This is a genomic window from Sulfobacillus sp. hq2, from assembly GCF_002903155.1.
GTDB lineage: Bacteria > Bacillota > Sulfobacillia > Sulfobacillales > Sulfobacillaceae > Sulfobacillus > Sulfobacillus thermotolerans.
The window spans coordinates 110,393-126,835 of sequence record NZ_NWUL01000029.1; the positions used below are offsets into that span (position 1 = coordinate 110,393).

General features: G+C 52.5%; 18 protein-coding genes. 14 read left to right on the plus strand and 4 right to left on the minus strand.

Translation table 11 applies throughout. The features are described 5' to 3' along the window. Positions 1–32: 32 nt before the first annotated feature. Positions 33–971 (minus strand): 1,2-phenylacetyl-CoA epoxidase subunit PaaA, encoded by a 939-nt coding sequence (gene paaA, locus CO251_RS05485; protein ID WP_242968337.1) that lies wholly within the window; start codon positions 969–971, stop codon positions 33–35. Positions 972–1,306: 335 nt separating this feature from the next. Here paaA and CO251_RS05490 point away from each other — a divergent pair, with 335 nt between their 5' ends. From CO251_RS05490 to fabG, 3 genes are read left to right on the plus strand one after another with little or no spacing between them, the layout of a single operon-like run. Further along, positions 1,307–1,711, plus strand: a complete 405-nt coding sequence (locus CO251_RS05490) for a hotdog fold thioesterase (protein WP_103374799.1) — start codon at positions 1,307–1,309, stop codon at positions 1,709–1,711. Continuing rightward, positions 1,712–2,173 carry a MaoC/PaaZ C-terminal domain-containing protein gene (locus tag CO251_RS05495; protein ID WP_103374800.1) on the plus strand — a complete coding sequence of 154 codons (462 nt, stop codon included), beginning with the start codon at positions 1,712–1,714 and terminating at the stop codon, positions 2,171–2,173. Further along, positions 2,170–2,934 (plus strand): 3-oxoacyl-ACP reductase FabG, encoded by a 765-nt coding sequence (gene fabG / locus CO251_RS05500; RefSeq protein WP_103374801.1) that lies wholly within the window; start codon positions 2,170–2,172, stop codon positions 2,932–2,934. The genes CO251_RS05495 and fabG overlap by 4 nt, the downstream gene beginning before the upstream one ends. A gap of 41 nt (positions 2,935–2,975) precedes the next feature. Here the strand turns inward: fabG and CO251_RS05505 are convergent, their stop codons facing one another. Next, complete coding sequence (locus tag CO251_RS05505) at positions 2,976–4,274, minus strand: MFS transporter (RefSeq protein WP_103374802.1); 1,299 nt, start codon at positions 4,272–4,274, stop codon at positions 2,976–2,978. Positions 4,275–4,353: 79 nt separating this feature from the next. Next, positions 4,354–5,073: a GntR family transcriptional regulator gene (locus CO251_RS05510; RefSeq protein ID WP_103374803.1), complete on the minus strand. Its 720-nt coding sequence runs from the start codon at positions 5,071–5,073 to the stop codon at positions 4,354–4,356. Between the two features lie 238 nt (positions 5,074–5,311). Here CO251_RS05510 and CO251_RS05515 point away from each other — a divergent pair, with 238 nt between their 5' ends. The 9 genes from CO251_RS05515 to CO251_RS05555 all read left to right on the plus strand — a co-directional run bounded on the left by CO251_RS05515 (position 5,312) and on the right by CO251_RS05555 (position 13,828). Further along, a complete protein-coding gene (locus tag CO251_RS05515) occupies positions 5,312–5,470 on the plus strand; it encodes a DUF1427 family protein (RefSeq protein WP_103374804.1) in 159 nt (52 codons plus the stop codon). A 54-nt stretch (positions 5,471–5,524) separates the two neighbouring features. Further along, on the plus strand, positions 5,525–6,904 hold the full coding sequence (locus tag CO251_RS05520) for a cytosine permease (RefSeq protein ID WP_103374805.1): 1,380 nt from the start codon (positions 5,525–5,527) through the stop codon (positions 6,902–6,904). Between the two features lie 37 nt (positions 6,905–6,941). Next, positions 6,942–7,718, plus strand: a complete 777-nt coding sequence (gene deoC / locus CO251_RS05525; protein ID WP_103374822.1) for a deoxyribose-phosphate aldolase — start codon at positions 6,942–6,944, stop codon at positions 7,716–7,718. 42 nt (positions 7,719–7,760) lie between these two features. Beyond that, positions 7,761–9,062 (plus strand): thymidine phosphorylase, encoded by a 1,302-nt coding sequence (locus tag CO251_RS05530; protein ID WP_242968339.1) that lies wholly within the window; start codon positions 7,761–7,763, stop codon positions 9,060–9,062. Positions 9,063–9,122: 60 nt separating this feature from the next. Next, entirely contained in the window at positions 9,123–10,292 is a 1,170-nt protein-coding gene (locus CO251_RS05535; protein ID WP_103374806.1) for a phosphopentomutase, read from the plus strand. A 169-nt stretch (positions 10,293–10,461) separates the two neighbouring features. Then, the gene (locus CO251_RS05540; protein ID WP_103374807.1) at positions 10,462–10,956 is read left to right on the plus strand and encodes an Lrp/AsnC family transcriptional regulator; all 495 of its coding nucleotides are present in this window, start codon (positions 10,462–10,464) and stop codon (positions 10,954–10,956) included. Next, positions 10,953–12,122, plus strand: a complete 1,170-nt coding sequence (locus CO251_RS05545; RefSeq protein ID WP_103374808.1) for an aminotransferase class I/II-fold pyridoxal phosphate-dependent enzyme — start codon at positions 10,953–10,955, stop codon at positions 12,120–12,122. Before CO251_RS05540 ends, CO251_RS05545 begins: the two co-directional genes overlap by 4 nt. Before the next feature lie 144 nt (positions 12,123–12,266). Next, positions 12,267–12,836: a histidine phosphatase family protein gene (locus tag CO251_RS05550; RefSeq protein ID WP_103374809.1), complete on the plus strand. Its 570-nt coding sequence runs from the start codon at positions 12,267–12,269 to the stop codon at positions 12,834–12,836. A 74-nt stretch (positions 12,837–12,910) separates the two neighbouring features. After that, the gene (locus CO251_RS05555; RefSeq protein WP_103374810.1) at positions 12,911–13,828 is read left to right on the plus strand and encodes a hydroxyacid dehydrogenase; all 918 of its coding nucleotides are present in this window, start codon (positions 12,911–12,913) and stop codon (positions 13,826–13,828) included. 59 nt (positions 13,829–13,887) lie between these two features. Here CO251_RS05555 and CO251_RS05560 read toward each other — a convergent pair whose 3' ends face one another. Then, positions 13,888–14,523 carry a DUF1232 domain-containing protein gene (locus CO251_RS05560; protein ID WP_158246198.1) on the minus strand — a complete coding sequence of 212 codons (636 nt, stop codon included), beginning with the start codon at positions 14,521–14,523 and terminating at the stop codon, positions 13,888–13,890. 182 nt (positions 14,524–14,705) lie between these two features. Between CO251_RS05560 and CO251_RS05565 the strand changes: the two genes are divergently transcribed. Next, on the plus strand, positions 14,706–16,013 hold the full coding sequence (locus CO251_RS05565; RefSeq protein WP_103374812.1) for an NRAMP family divalent metal transporter: 1,308 nt from the start codon (positions 14,706–14,708) through the stop codon (positions 16,011–16,013). Between the two features lie 169 nt (positions 16,014–16,182). Beyond that, a complete protein-coding gene (locus tag CO251_RS05570; RefSeq protein ID WP_103374813.1) occupies positions 16,183–16,398 on the plus strand; it encodes a hypothetical protein in 216 nt (71 codons plus the stop codon). Positions 16,399–16,443 lie beyond the last annotated feature (45 nt).

Here is a 16,443-nt window from a genome sequence, read left to right on the forward strand (position 1 = left end):
GTCCCCCCTCGCTCGTCACCCGTCTGAGCCCTTTATACGGTCGCCAGAGCCGTGGCATGCATCACAGCCTCTCGTACCCAGCGTTGTTCGCTATGCGCTTGCCGACGCAAATGCAGGCGGGCTTGAGACTGCGGCCCCGAATTATTCCGGACCATTTCGGTGTCCCGGACCCAATCGGGCTCCGTATAACCCCATTCGCCGGTGACTGGATCTTTTTTGACAAGAGGGTCTGGAACCCGCATGCCTAAAGCTTGGAGCCTCGGGACATAGCGATTGATAAATTTCTGGCGCAGTTCTTCGTTAGTTTTGGTTCGAATCCGGTAGTGCATCATTTTTTCCGCAGATTGTCCCATTTGCCGCGGCCCAAAAAAGAACATCATCGGTTCCCACCACCGATCAATGGCGCCTTGTAGCATTTCTCGCTGGCGGGTCGTGCCTTCGGCCAACGCCAGAACCACCGATTCACCATACTGCATGTGAAAGCTTTCCTCGGCGACGATGCGCTTGAGCATGCGCGCATACGGGGCATAAGAACTCTCGAGCAAGGCCGCTTGGGTAATAATGGCTCCTCCATCGACCAAAAAACCAATAACCCCTGCATCAGCCCATGTGGGCGCCGGCATATGAAACACATTGTGAAATTTCACGTGCCCGTTCAGCAAGTCCTCCATCAATGCCTCGCGGCCACGGCCATACGGTCGGCTTAAATCTTCTGCGAGTCTCAAAAGCATTTGACCATGCCCGATTTCGTCTTGAACCTTGGCATTGAGCGCCAGCTTGCGCCGTATCGATGGAGCCTTCGGCACCCATTCCTTTTCGGGATAGGCTCCCATGATTTCGCTGACCCCATGCATATGAATTTGTTTGATTAACAGATTACGATATTCCTCGGGCATCCAATCGTTTGCTTCGATTTTCTCACCGTTCTCAATCCGCGCCATAAATTCCGCCGTTTTTTGCGCCTCATCCACCGCTTTTTGCCCCTCCTTTTGGTAGGAACCCGCCACACCCAAAGAGTGAGATCTTTTTAAACAAAGCAATCGCTTGCTTGCACCATGATATAATGTTCGTCAGTATTGGTCAACAATTCTTTGATATTCTATTATTTGAGGATTTGCGGCCGATACAACACGTATTGCCAGAAACCACGGGGCTCAAGGCTTTGCGGATGGACGGTCCATATTCGTAGACATCGCCATTCACTAGCTCAGTGCGGTATTGCCATATTTTGTGCGTCATATCACCCGATCGATGTAGTTATTGCGGAGGATATGCGCCTTGAGAAAGACGGTCAGGAGGGAGCAAGATGGCCGCAAGAGACATATTTAGCGAGACTCTTGGGATTATCATAGATGAGGAAGAAGACGGCTTTGTCAGCGGACGCCTAAGGGTCACCGAACAGCATTTAAATCAACACGGCACCGCTCATGGAGGTGTGATATTTGCCCTCGCGGACGCCGTGTTTGCCCGCGCCAGCAACCGCGACGGCATACCCGCCGTCGCGCTAGATACCTCCATGACCTTTACCCGGGCCGCTAATACAGATGATGTGCTGTACGCCCACTGCGAAGAACTCGTGCGCAAACGAAAAATCGCCGTCTACAGCGTGCGCATTATGAATAGCCGCCGCGACTTAATCGCCGTTTTCCGCGGCACAGTATACCGGATGGACACAGCAGGCGCTGAGCGCCCCAATAAGGAGCGACACTAGATGGGATGGTATTATGAAGATTTTCAAGTCGGAGCCCAGTGGAACACGCCCGCCCGCACCATCACGGAGAGCGATGTGATGCATTTCGCACAGTTATCGGGCGATTTTAACCCCTTACACACCGACTTTGAGTTTGCCAAACATCAGCGTTTTGGAAAACCGGTCGCGCATGGCATGCTGGGGCTCAGCATCGTTTTGGGCCTCATTGCCCGGCTTAATATTTTTGATGGCACTGCTGTCGCGCTGCTGGGCATTGACCAATGGAAGTTCTCAGCCCCCATATTTTTTGGTGACACCGTGCACGCCATGGTAACGATTCGCGACATGCGCGAAACCCGGGACCCCCGCTACGGGATTCTTTTTCGGAGCGTGCAACTGGTCAATCAAACGGGCACCGTAGTGCAATCGGGTGAACTCAATATTATGATGCAACGCAAACAGGAAGGAGTCAGTCAATCATGACAGGATTGCAAGGACGGGTCGGCATTGTTACGGGCGGCGCCCGGGGCATCGGGCAAGCTGATGCTATCCGGCTGGCCGAAGAAGGCGTCAAAGTGGCCGTATTCGACCTCGAGGCCCAAAAGTGCCAGGACTCCGTAGACACCATTATTGCCCAAGGTGGACAGGCTATGGCTGTAAGTTGTGATGTCACAGATCCAAAGAGTGTCGCATCCGCTGTCGAAACCGTTGCAGACACGTGGGGCCCCATTACGATCCTCGTTAATAACGCGGGCATCACCCGCGATAATCTCATTTTTCGAATGACCGACGAGGAATGGTGGTCCGTCGTCAATAGCCATTTGACGGGATCTTTTAACTGCACACGCGCGGTGCAACGTTATATGGTGCAAGAGAAGTGGGGGAAAATTGTTTTTACATCTTCAACCTCAGCGCTTGGCAACCGGGGCCAGGTCAATTACGCGGCTGCCAAGGCGGGACTCATTGGCATGACCCGCACCTTGGCCATTGAACTCGGGCCCTTCAACATTAATGTCAATGCCGTAGCCCCTGGCTTTGTCGATACCGACATGACCAGAGATACCGCCTTTCGGTTGCATAAGGACCCTGAGGAATGGAAGGCCGAGCGCGCCGCTCAAATTCCGTTGCGCCGCGTTGGCACGCCGCGCGATATTGCCAATGTCGTCGCGTTTTTGTGCAGTGATGATGCCAGTTTTGTAACGGGTCAAGTGATTTATATCAGTGGAGCGCCCGGACGCGCCTAAAGCGGCACAGCAGCCCTTTTACGGGCTGCTGTGCCCTTATCTTATTCTTCGCCTGATGCGGTTTCCAAACTGACGCCGCGCCCGGTCTCATTGCCTTTCCAAACCCACAACAGCGCGCCGCTTAAACCAATAGCCCACACCACCAGATTAAACAGCATATACTGGTGCAGGTCATAGTTCTGACTCATGTAGATGGTGACAATATAAAGACCAATGCTAACAAATCGTACAATAGCTGTATACGTCCCACGCTTCTTGGTGGGCCATACTTCGCCTTTTAAAGTGTCTTCGGTTAAGTATCCAATATTGACAAAGAAGTTCAGGACCACCAACAGCAACCAGAATAACGCCGCGGTTTTCGTCCACGCATCCACCGACAAGTAAATAATCAAGGTGACCAGAAATGTGCCTCCATAGCCCCATAGCAACATGGTTTTCCGGCTCCATCGGTCAGCCAACAATCCCAAAAAACCCGAGAAAAAGCCCACGCCGGTCGCCACCAATAAAATCAGAGCGGTATCGTTTTTGAAGTAGCTAGGCCCCAGCACATATGTCATTAATCCGAACCCTGCACTGCCCGCAAACGCCGTGGCCGTCGTCGCATAAAACCGAACACCCATTGACGTTTTCGGTGCCGCGTGTTGATCTTGTTCTCTGCGCAAAAGGTTTTGGCGCACTTGATATTCATCTTCACCGTAATATTTGGCAGCTTCCGCCTTCGCGCGTTCTGTCAAACCACGTTGTTCCAACCACCGAATGGACTCGGGAGTCCGGTTTCGCGCCAAAAACAGCACAAATAAGACCACTAAAATCGTAATCGCAATCATGCCCCGCTGGAAGCTCACCGAGTTATACGCACTCATCAACGCAACCAAGGCCAGTAAAAAGCCGCCCAAGTTGATAAAGTTGAGTTCCATCATCATAGTCTTACCACGATGTTTAGTCGGCATCATTTCGTGCGAAGCCGCCATGATCGTATTCATCTCGCCGCCCGCCGCAAACAGCAGCACCGCTAAAAATAACAAGATCAACACATAGGAATAACTAAAAACAATTCCGATAGCTCCAATCCCATAAAGACTCATCGTCAAATAGAACGTATTCTTACGACCGACCCGGTCCGACAAGGGGCCTGCAACCGCAATTCCGATAATAAGCCATAGCGGTGCCCATGATAACAGCAACGACCGAAGATCTGGGGGCATATGGGTCCAGCCCGTCGCAATCGTCGCCATACCAAAAATATACGCTTCAAGCAACATACCTAATCCAAAGGCCCAAAATGACCACGTATCGGTTCGTGTCCAATGTTCTTCCCCTGTAACTGGCGGCTGCGTCATCGTACTTCCCTCCTTGAACACTTAGTGTGAACCATGACTCCACTTTTTACCCTGATTGTGGCCCTTTACCATAAAACCCCTATTGCCGGTGACGCCGCACATCAAAGCGGAAATGTCCCGGTAAAAAATGGTCTTGAGACCATAACAATACAGTCGAGTGTTGATTATAATGCGCTTGTCGCAAACATAACAACGGCGTAGCACGCGGCACCTTTAAATGATCTGCCATGGGCTTAGACGCCATAACGACGTCAATTTCTGTTTGCGCAAAAATGATGACCTGGCCCCAGCGCTTTTCTAAAAACGTAAGAAGCGACTCGTCGAGCTCAGAACCTTTAGTCGGTGCAAATTCACCCGGAATGACATCGATACAATATAAGACCGGAATTTGACTAGCGGTTCGTACCCGATGGATTTCTGCCACTTCTTCTGTCTTCCACGGAGCGAATAGCTCCCGTTCATGGGCTGTCGGCGGCCTCCGGTCAATTTCAACAAAGGTTGTCCCTGGCTCCCGGCCGCTTTGGCGAATCCACTCAGTAATACTGATGAGCGATTCCAAACCGCCCGAAATGGCGTCCGGCTGGCCAACAAAAGTCCCAACACCGCGCCGCTTAATGAGATATCCCTGCAGCGCCAGCGAAGATACCGCTTCCCTTACGGTCGCACGGCTGACTCCATATTCATGAGCGAGCTCCTCCTCACTGGGCAATTGTTCCCCAGCTCGGCACTCTCCAGAAATAATGCGCTCTTTGATTCGCGCCTCCACTTGCCTGGGCAATGGTAGACGATTGGGCTGCATGGTTAATCACCTCCCGGTCAGATGTCAGACCTCAAGTTGTATTGTATTTTCCCGCCTTTCATAAATCAACAACGTCTTTTCGTCCATCCGTATGGACACTCTTGTATTTTGGCTGCAATAGGGTACAATCACAGCAGACGTCAGACATCATTCAAGACGCTCTTGGTGTTATTTTCAGATAAATAGAGCTTAATGGCATTGTTCTTACGGGTTTTGTTGTGAAAGGCCGGTGGGTCAGATGATGACGGTGCTCATGTCATTTGGCGTCGGCATAGTCGTCGGCGCCGTGTTCACCTTGTTGCATTTACCACTCCCCGCTCCGCCAACGTTGTCGGGAGTATTAGGCATTGTCGGAATTTTTTGCGGTATGTGGCTTACGCAATACTTGATACATTAGTCCATCCACGCTCGGCACGAGCGTGAAATAATCTCAGCGAACGGAGGAGACGACGTGAAAAACCCCGCGGATAGCCCCAATAACGGACTCTTTCAAAAAACCTTGAATGAAATTGAAACAGTTGGGGTGTTGCCCGTACCCGATGCCGAAAGAACGATGACGTCTGGAAAATTGATGATTGTGTGGTTAATGGCCTCAGCCTCCGCAATGACCCCGCTCATTGGTTTACTATTATTTCATTTCGGCATGACCGACATGATTTTGGCGATTCTCGTCAGCTGGCTCATCAGCTTTATTCCTGCTGGGTTGTTTTCGGAAATGGGCCGTGAAGTCCCCTTAACCGGTCTCATTGTGGCACGGAAAACCTATGGTCGCGTAGGCGCCTTTCTCTTCGCCGTGCTGTTCACCTTTGTCAACATGGGCTGGTTTGGTCTCAACACCGCCGTGGCTGGCGAAGTCCTTAATGCCATCTTCCACGCCACCGGTTCCTTTTGGTTTTGGGTGATTGGGGCAGCACAAGTGATTTTGGTGTTATTTGGCATGAAGTGGTTAGAATATTTCTACCGTTACACGTCGGTGCTTTTACTCTTATGTTATGGTGCCTTGACTTGGTACCTCTTTACCCACTTCCACATCACGACGCCGCATGCCACCACCGCGATGCAATGGGGTACGGCCATTTCCACCGTGGTAAGCTTCTCGATCTTGGCATGGACCTACAAATTGTCTACCGTGTCCCGTTTTTGTGTACCCAAGTCCTCCAACACCGGCAATGCTCGGTACTTTTTAGCCCCCTCTATTGGCATCATGCTAGCCGTATTGCTCATGGGAATTGTGGGAATGGATGCCCAGCAAGCCACCGGCAACTGGAACGTCGCGTTGTTAGGACCTCACATTCCCGTCTGGGGGCTAGCCGCAGCATTGGGTGTGGCGTTAGCAATTATCCACACGAACGCCATGAACCTTTACCCCTCGACGGTTGACCTCTTAGTGGCGTTGAATACCTTACGCAAATCGACGCGCTGGGAGCAACCGGTGGCCACAATTATCTTGGGAATCTTGAGCACGGTATTAGCCGTTCTCGGCATTTTGAACCACGTGAGTAATTTCTTAGACGCCATTGGCGACGTGATTGTTCCCTTTACGTTCATTATGTTGGTGGATTGGCTGTGGGTGCAGCGGCGGCGTACTCCTGCTGAAGCCTTCTTCACTCATCCGGAGAAGCCAGAGGATTGGATGAATTGGCCAAGCATTGTGGCGTTTGCAGCCGGACTCGCCTTCTCGTTATGGGGAGCCCGTTTAGCTCCTGACTTATTTGTCACCGTCCTTCCCCTGCCGGTCGTAGGCGGCTTAGTGTCCGCTGTCATTTATGCCCTGTGGAGAGTGCGGCCTTCCCGGGTCAACCCTGTAACCCAGGGCAAAAAAGCCGTGTAAGTCGTCCCTGATATCCATAAAGGAGTTGACAATGCTCATGACTACACCCGATTGGAACCCATGGATTGCGGTTGTCGATTCAATATTCACCCCCGCTGAACGCGAGCGCGTTAATGCGATTGACCGTACCCCGTGGATAGCCCCTGCAATCCATACCCGCCAAGACTTAGCACAGTATATTGACCATACCTTACTTGCTCCGGCCGCTACGCCGGAGCAAGTGCATGCACTTTGTGACGAAGCCTTAGCCTGGCGCACGGCGGCGGTCTGCATTAATCCTCTCTATATCCCACTGGCGCGGACCCATCTGGCCTCCTTGGTAGATTTGGCAGCGGTTGCCGGTTTCCCCCTGGGCGCGACCGCTTCTCGGGTCAAAGCTCAAGAGGCCGCGTGGTGTATTGACCATGGAGCCAACGAAATTGATATGGTCATTAGCATCGGTTTAGTAAAAAGCCAGCAATGGCGGGGTGTGCTCGACGACATTGAAGCGGTCCGCGAGGCAACTCCAGCGCCCAATCGCCTTAAGGTCATCCTTGAAAATGCATTGCTTAGCCGCGACGAGATTATTCTCTCATGTCTTCTCTGTGTGGCTGCAGGGGCCGATTTTGTGAAAACCTCCACCGGTTTTGGCCCCTCTGGCGCTAACGTGTCCGATGTTTTACTCATGCGCCAAGTGGTGGGACGCAATACCGGAGTAAAGGCCGCTGGCGGTATTCATACGGCCGATGAGGCCTTGGCGATGATCGCAGCGGGTGCTGACCGAATTGGCGCGAGCCAGACCCGCACCATTTTGGAGGCCATGCCCGTTTCGTAACAGGAACGGCCTAGGGCAAACTAATCAAGGAGAGTGTTGCGAATGGCACACGATATTATGCCGCAGCTCATTGCAAAAACTCGGGATGGGATCGCTTTAAGCCGAGAAGAGATTCAAGCGCTGATTGCTGGCGTAGTCAATGGCGATTGGCCCGATTACCAGCTCTCAGCTTGGCTTATGGCGGCCTACCTTAAGGGGTTGACCGACCGAGAAACCTTTGAATTGACAGGAGCCATGGCAGAGTCGGGCGGGCCGATTCCTGAACCGTTGGGGTTAGTGGACAAACATTCTACGGGAGGCGTCGGCGACAAAACGACCCTTGTTCTCGCCCCTTTAGTCGCCAGTTTGGGCCTACCCATTGCCAAAATGTCAGGCCGAGGTCTGGGCCATACCGGAGGCACGCTCGACAAGCTGGAGAGCATCCCCGGATTTCGCGTAGACTTGCCACCCGACACCATTCGGGCCCAAGTCGAGAAAATTGGGGTGGCGGTGGTGGCGCAGTCATCCAGCTTAGCCCCAGCCGATAAGAGACTATATGCGTTGCGTGATGTGACTGCCACGGTCGATTCCATCCCACTCATCGCCTCGTCTATCATGTCGAAAAAGTTGGCCAGCGGTACCAGACACATGGTCTTAGACGTAAAAGTCGGAAACGGAGCTTTCATGACGACGTTAGACCGTGCCCGTGAACTAGCCCAACTCATGGTGAAAATTGGCGCGTTTCATCAACGTCATGTCACCGCGATTCTAACAACGATGAACGAACCGCTTGGCTGGGCAGTGGGCAATGCTATTGAAGTCAATGAAGCCGTAGCCTGTCTTAAAGGGCAAGGACCTTCAGATTTGCGGACTCTCGTCATCGCTCTCGCAGCAGCTCTCGATCAGTCCGTCAATGGCACGGATGCCGACACGGCCCACGCTCGTGCCAGCCAAGCCTTAGATAGTGGTAAAGCCTGGGAGGTCTTTGTTCGTTGGATTCAAGCCCAAGGCGGTGATCCGCAAAGCATCGAGCAACCCCTACCCCTTGCGCCCGTTACAGCAGAGGTGCGTGCTCTGAATCCCGGGTGGATTTCGTCGATTCAAACCCAAGCGCTAGGCGAGGTCGCCTTGGAACTCGGTGCCGGTCGCCACGAACTAGGAGAGCAAGTCGACTTTGGTGTAGGATTAGAATGCTTTGCCAAAATAGGCCAGCATTTTGACCAAGGCGAACTGGTTGCGCGCATCTACGCACGCACCCCATTGGCTGCCGAAAACGCCATCGCTGGCGTTCAACAAGCCTTCTCATGGAGCGCGTCACAGATACCCGCACCCGCATTAATTTTAGACCGCATCGCCAGTGCCTAAATCTAGGACGGCGTTTAAGAAGAAAGGAGAAGGCGAACACGACATTCGCCAACGGATACTATGCGCATCGTATTATTGGTTATTGATTCGGGAGGAATAGGCACAGCCCCCGACAGCGAAGCCTTTGGCGATGGGGGAGCCAATACCATCGGTCATACCGCCCAAGCTGTGCCCTCATTGTCATTGCCTCACTTGGCGGCCATGGGATTGTCCGCGCTCGTAACCCTGCCAGGAACCCCAGCGGTCCCTCTGCAAGGGGTGGCCTATCCGGTTTATCCCAAAGCCGCAGGCAAAGACACTTTAGCTGGCCACTGGGAAATGATGGGACTTACGGTCACCATCCCCTTTCGCACGTTTCCTCATGGCTTCGACGCAGCCATTATTGACAAACTGAGCTCGGCGTTCGGGCGTCCTGTTTTAGGCAATGAAGTGGCTTCGGGAACAGAAATCATTGCACGTTTAGGGGAACAGCATATGGCTAATGGTTGGCCGATTGTTTACACCTCAGCCGATAGCGTCTTGCAAATCGCCGCCCATGAAGACATCGTACCATTGTCCCAGTTATACACATGGTGTCAAAGCGCTCGCGACATTATGCAAGGCCCGTGGCTTGTCGGACGCATTATTGCCCGTCCCTTTATAGGCATCCCAGGGCAGTTTGTCCGTACAGCGCACCGGCATGATTTCAGTGTGTCCCCAACTTCGGCCACTCAAGTGGATGCATTGCAAGAAGCAGGCGTTCGAACTATTGCGGTCGGAAAAATCGGCGACATTTTTTCTGGCCGAGGATTTGATGTAAAAGTGCCAACCATTAGCAATCAAGATGGTCTAGAAAAGACTGCTGCGGCCTTAGCGGAATGGCCTGATAGACAGTCGGGATTTATTTTTACCAACCTTGTTGAATTTGACTCACATTACGGGCATCGCCGTGATGTGGCAGGCTATGCACAGGCACTGAAAGAACTTGACAACTTCTTGCCGAAATTGTGGGCCCTTTTGGAACCCGGTGACCAGCTATGGATTACGGCTGACCATGGCTGTGACCCCACCTACCGCGGGACCGATCATACCCGCGAAGCGCTCCCATGGCTTTGCTATGGGCCGTCTCTGACGCCCTATGTCGGTAGCCCACGTATGACTTTGGGCGACATCGGGGCGACTTTAGCCGCCTTATTCGCTACACCCCAAATTGGTCAGGGGAAACCCAGTTCAGAACTCATCACATCGTAAGGCCTATTCTGCGGACGCCAATACGCGTCCGCAGAACCCTTCCCCCAACAGTCCTCATCTGCATCATGGCACATTGATCCGCTTGTTCTCGTCCATTTTAGACTTGACACAACTGCCATCTAGCCGTCCAATAGAATGCGAAGAAAGAGCCATTGATTGGAGGTCTCGTATGTCACCCACACAACGCCATGAGTTGCTAGTCCATCTTCACAACGACGCCAAGCTGTCCGTTCACACCCTAGCGGCCATGATGGATGTGGATCCCGCAGATGTGGAAGCCACAATCGCTGAACTAGAAAATTCCGGAATCATCCGCGGGTATAATGCTGTCATTAACTGGGACCGCATTGAACGCGACCGCGTACGGGGAATTATTGAGGTAAAAGTCACTCCACAACGCGAAGTCGGCTTTGACGCCGTCGCCCGCCGCATCTATCAATATCCTGAAGTCAAAGATGTCACCCTCGTATCAGGCAGTTATGACCTGCTCGTCATTGTCGAGGGTCAACGCATTCAAGAAGTGTCTCGCTTTGTTTCCGAACGGTTGGCCACCATTGAACACGTACAATCGACGACGACGCATTTCGTTCTCAAAACCTATAAAGTCGACGGGGTGGTTCTTGACGACGATGACAACGAACAGCGGCTGGTGATTAGCCCGTGACCACCTTGAAAGACCGTTTGGCCCCGCTTGCCGCGTCCTTGCCTCCATCAGGCATTCGGCGGTTTTTTGATTTGGCCAGCACAATGAAAGACGTCATATCGCTCGGCGTCGGCGAACCAGACTTTGTTACTCCCTGGCATATTCGCGAATCGGGCCTACATGCCCTAGAACGAGGCATGACTGCCTATACCGCCAACGCCGGGTTGTTTGAACTCCGATCGGCGATTTCTCGCTATCTTGAAAGCTTTGGCACCATATATCAGCCCGAGAATGAAATCTTAGTTACGGTCGGCGGCAGCGAAGCAATCGACCTGGCCATTCGGGTCCTAGCAGGCCCTGGTGATGAAGTCTTGATTGCGGAACCCGCCTACGTATCATATCGGCCTTTAGTGCATTTGACAGGCGCCACGCCCGTAACCGTTCCGCTACGACCCGAAAATGGATTTCAGCTTGATGCCAATGACATCCGTGCCCGTCTAAACTCTCGCACGAAAGCCATTATCCTATGCAATCCCAACAATCCCACTGGGGCCGTGCTGACCCGCGCTCAGCTCGAGCCAATCGCCCAGGTGCTTAAAGAGGCCGACCTTTTCGCGATTGTCGACGAAATTTACGCGGAACTCACCTATGATCACCCGCATACATCATTTCCGTCTTTGCCAGGCATGCAAGAACGCACCGTCCTCATTGGCGGCATGTCCAAAGCCTATGCCATGACAGGATGGCGCCTGGGCTATGCCGCAGCCCCCGAGTACATTTTGCATGCGATGCTCACCATTCATCAATATACAATTTTGTGCGCCCCCGTTGCGGCCCAAGTTGCGGGCATTGAAGCTCTTAACCGCGGCCGAGGCGATGTAACTACGATGGTAGCCGAATACGATGCCCGCAGGCGCCTCATCACCAAAGGTCTCAACGAACTAGGACTCCTCTGTCCGCTTCCCCAAGGGGCGTTTTACGTGTTTCCTGACATTCGCGGAACAGGGCTCACATCGGAACAATTTGCCGAGTCGTTGCTCATCCACGGCCAAGTCGCCGTGGTCCCTGGCAATGTCTTTGGTGACCAAGGAGAAGGCTTTGTCCGCTGTTCGTACGCCACGTCGGTCGGTCATATTGAAAAAGCCTTGGAGCGCATGCGAAAGTTTTTAACGGCTGGTCGTGACTAGATGTTCTAAGCGAACTGCTAACCCGTAGGAGATTTTCGGCATAAGGTCTGACCTTGTGCCAGAATCTTCTACTCTTCAATTTGATTGTCGATTCCCCTTGCGCATGATAGTCTTGTGAATAAAAATTCCAAGGAGCTCATTTTTATGGATTATTATCTGATTCGTCATGCGGAAAGTACGCTCAATCGGGAACACACATTACAGGGTTGGTATAATGCGCCTTTGTCTACCCAAGGCATGCGCCAAGCCGCTGCGCTACGCGGTGTTCTCCCCTCCTGTGTAATTGTAACGAGTGATTTATCCCGGGCGCTCGACACCGCCCACGCTTTGGCCCTGCCGACGCAAAAAGTTCAGCCCGATGCCCGTCTGCGCGAGGCAGACGTAGGGGAATGGTCTGGCATTCCGAAGGTGTTGGTGCAAGAAAGCACTCTGTGGAAGCCCTATCAACGCGCACCCCATGAATTTCGTTTTCCGGGTGGAGAAAGTTTGCGCGAAGTCCAACGTCGTATGATCGGGGCGTTTGAAGAGTATCTGCAAGCCTATTCGCAACTAATTATCGTCTCTCACCATCTTGCCCTCAAAACTTTAATTTGTTATTTGCAAAATCGGAGCCTGGCAGACCTTCATCAGTTTTCTTTGCCCAATGCGTCCATTACCCGCGTCACACAAGTCGGTTCCCACTTTATCTGCGAAGGAGTTGGCTTTTCATTATAAGATGAGCATGGGCACAGACAATCACGCATTTTTAACCCCTTCCTCTCGTAAGCTTACACTGGAGGTGTGAAAAGATGATCGTGATATCGGAAGTCATCCACCCTGTAGGCCTCGAGCTGTTGCGCTCGTTCCCCGTGTACTATGATCCCGACTTGTATCAACGCCGGGCCGAATTGCTGGAACGAGTCGCCACCGCCGATGCTTTGATTGTCCGCAACCACACGGCCGTCGACGCCGAGTTATTACGCCATGGCCCCCACATCCTGGCAGTGGGCCGTTTAGGGGTGGGGTTAAACAATTTAGACATAGAGGCCTTACGCCAACGCGGCATAGCGGTCATCGTTCCCTACGGCGCCAATGCCACGGCGGTGGCCGAGTACGTGTTAGGCTCGCTGATTATTTTTCGTCGCCACCTCATGACCTTAGCACGCCACACAAAAGAGGGCCACTGGAAACGCGATATGAAGGGAAACGAAGTTAAGGCAACAACATTAGGCATTGTCGGATTTGGAGCCACAGGACAAGCCGTGGCCCAGCGTGCCCAGGCATTGCACATAAGGGTCAAAGTCCACGATCCGACCAAAACCCAAATGATTCCACAAACATGGCGCAGTACGTCACTAGAAAACCTCTATGCCGAATCCGACCACATCACCTTGCATGTCCCCTTGAATACCCAAACCTTTCACATGATAAATCCGCAAACCTTAAACCTCATGCGTCCTGATGCGCTCATTATCAATACAGCCCGGGGTGAACTCGTTGATGAACAGGCGTTGTGGCGCCGACTAACCCAGAACCAATTAGTCGGCGCCATTCTCGACGTGCGCGAGCACGAACCGCCTTCCGTTCCGGATCCACTCGCGACCTTGCCCAATGTCTGGCTCACGCCACATATTGCCGGCTTAACTGCGCAGAGTCAACAAACCATCGCCGAAGCGGTGGCCGCAGGCGTCACGACCGCTTTGCTCAAGGCTGGCAAAACCCCCTAAAGACCTATCGCGTCTAGGTTACGAAATCCCTGCGCACAAACCATCAGCTGCTTTTACCACTAGGGAGAATCGCTTGATGGATGAGTTATGGCCATTTGTTGCAACCGTTGCATGACCAAATGAATCGCTAACGCATCATCGAGGTATCCAATGGGAAACATGTAATCCGGAATGGCATCGGTTGACAAAATAAAGTACAAAAGGCCACTGGCCATCACCGTGCGCTCTGGGGCAGCCCACGGCAACGTCTGATAGTTGGCAAACCACCGTTCCATTTCTGATACCAAGGGCCCAATTCCCGCGACTTGCGCCATTTTTTTGGGAAATTCCGTTCGGATCATGTTGTCACCCTCTATAGTGCGGGCAAATGTTTCATACGTATCCAAAATCTCTTTGATATGCGCGTTCAGATGATTCCACTGACTAACCTCCATATCCGGTGACACCACTGCAAAAAATTCTTGAAGACGTTGCCATGACTCTCCATCATGGCCGTCTTCTTCCTTTGGAATCGCCACATAAGGAGCTAATTTGCGCATTTGTTGCGCAGTCGCCCGGCGTTTGCCGTTCACCAGTCGGGACAGCGTGGACACATGAATCTCTGTCATTGTGGCAAATTTCCGCAAGGACAGACCGTGTGCCTGTAAATACGCTTTTATGGCTTGCCCCACAGCATTGGTGTCCGACCTTTCCATCGCGCGCCTCCTTTCTCGGAGATGTTGCCCACATACGGCAAACATTGTGTCAACACCCGTCACGCTTCGAATCTCCCCACCGTACTATGAACCGAGAACGCTAGGCGGGCCATCCCTACATGTTATGAAAGAGTCGGGATCATGGCGCATGGACCTGCAGGAATGGCAGAGGGAGGATTTTCATGAGTTCGCACAACGAATCACCGGTGAGCACGGGTACACAGCCGCGAGTTTTATCTTCCACTTCTTCTGCTGGCTTTTGGCAACTTCTCCTTCTCATTTGGGCAGCACTCGGCCCAGGGGTCTTGGCTATTATCGGTGACAACGATGCGGGAGGCGATATTGCCTATGCCGTAACGGGGGCCCGTTTCGGTATCAGCGGTTTTATTCCCCTGATCCTCGTACTGGGAATTGTGACGTACACAGTCCAAGAAATGAGTATGCGCCTGAGTGCAGCGTCCTCAACCGGCTTCACCCAGCTTATTTTTTATCGGTGGGGTCGCTGGTGGGGCTACTACCATATTCTCACCCTGTTTCTCGAGAATTTAATTACCCTCCTCACCGAATTTATTGGTATGACCGCAGGTCTCATGATGACAGGATTATCGCTGGCCATGAGTGACGCGGCCTCGCTGGCCTTGGTATTCAGTTTGCTGTTCATTTCGGGATACCGCAGCAAAGAGCGCTTGGTACTGCTATTGGGGCTCATTAATTTTGTCTTTTTCATTATCGCCTACCAAACCCACCCCAATCTGGTGCGCATCGCACACGTATTAATCACCTGGCACTTGCCATCCATGACACCTTTTGCTGTCGTCTCCTGGTATATTGTTGCAGCCATCGGCAATTCCTTAGCGCCATGGATGGTGTTCTTTCAGGGCGATGCGACCCTCGACAAGGGAGTAACCTCCGAAGACATTCGACTGGGACGCATCGATACAGCGGTCGGCACCTTGGCACAAATTGTGGTCGCCGCGGCGATCATCATTATTGGTGCGGGCTTATATGGACATTTGAGCCATATTAATCATATCGGTCCCAGCCAATTGATCGCCGCCATCAGGCATCGATTTGGGATGTGGCCAGCCTACCTATTTGGGGTGGGACTCTTTGACGCTGGTCTTCTCGCAGCCATTACCATATCCTTGTCGAGCTCGTGGACCATTGCCAGCGCGTTAAAATGGAGCCATAGTCTCAATGCCTCCCTCACGCGGGCCCCCAAATTCTATGCCATTTATATCGGCAGTTTAACGACCGCTGCGGCCCTTCTCTTGATTCCTCATTTACCACTAGACTTTTTGTCCGTCCTCGCTCAGGTCGTAGGCGGGGTGCTAATGGCTCCTGTGCTGATCTTTCTCGTCGTTCTGACCAGTGACGGCCGTTTGATGGGACATCACCGCAATAGTCGTTGGGCAACGCGGTGGAGTTGGTTGATTGTCTCGCTTTTGATCGTGATGGCGCTCTTAACCATTTGGAACACCCTAAAATAACCCGCTTACGACGCTTTTGCCACGCTATGCATGACACACATCTTTCCCCTAACGCTGGATTGCTCATATCCCGGCCAGAGCCGAGCAATTCGACGGGGGGAGAACTTTCGTAAGGCGAAGGGTATCTTATAGTATGATAGAAGCTGCACATGAAAAGGAGGCGCTTCTCGTGCCTAAAGATAACCCAACGCCTATCTGGGAAGAGACCCTGATTGTCGACCCCCATCAACTAGAACGACTACGCATCTTTATCACGCAACCAGACAGCCGCACGCACGACGTATTTGCTGAGCAAACCTTTACTATCAACGACACAATAGCCCTGAACTGGCTCGTCAAGCACGACCTGCAACAACCCTTGCCTTTCTATGCCTTTGGGTGGTAAACTATGGACATGGAAGAATACTTATCCATTGGCAAGGCGGCAAAG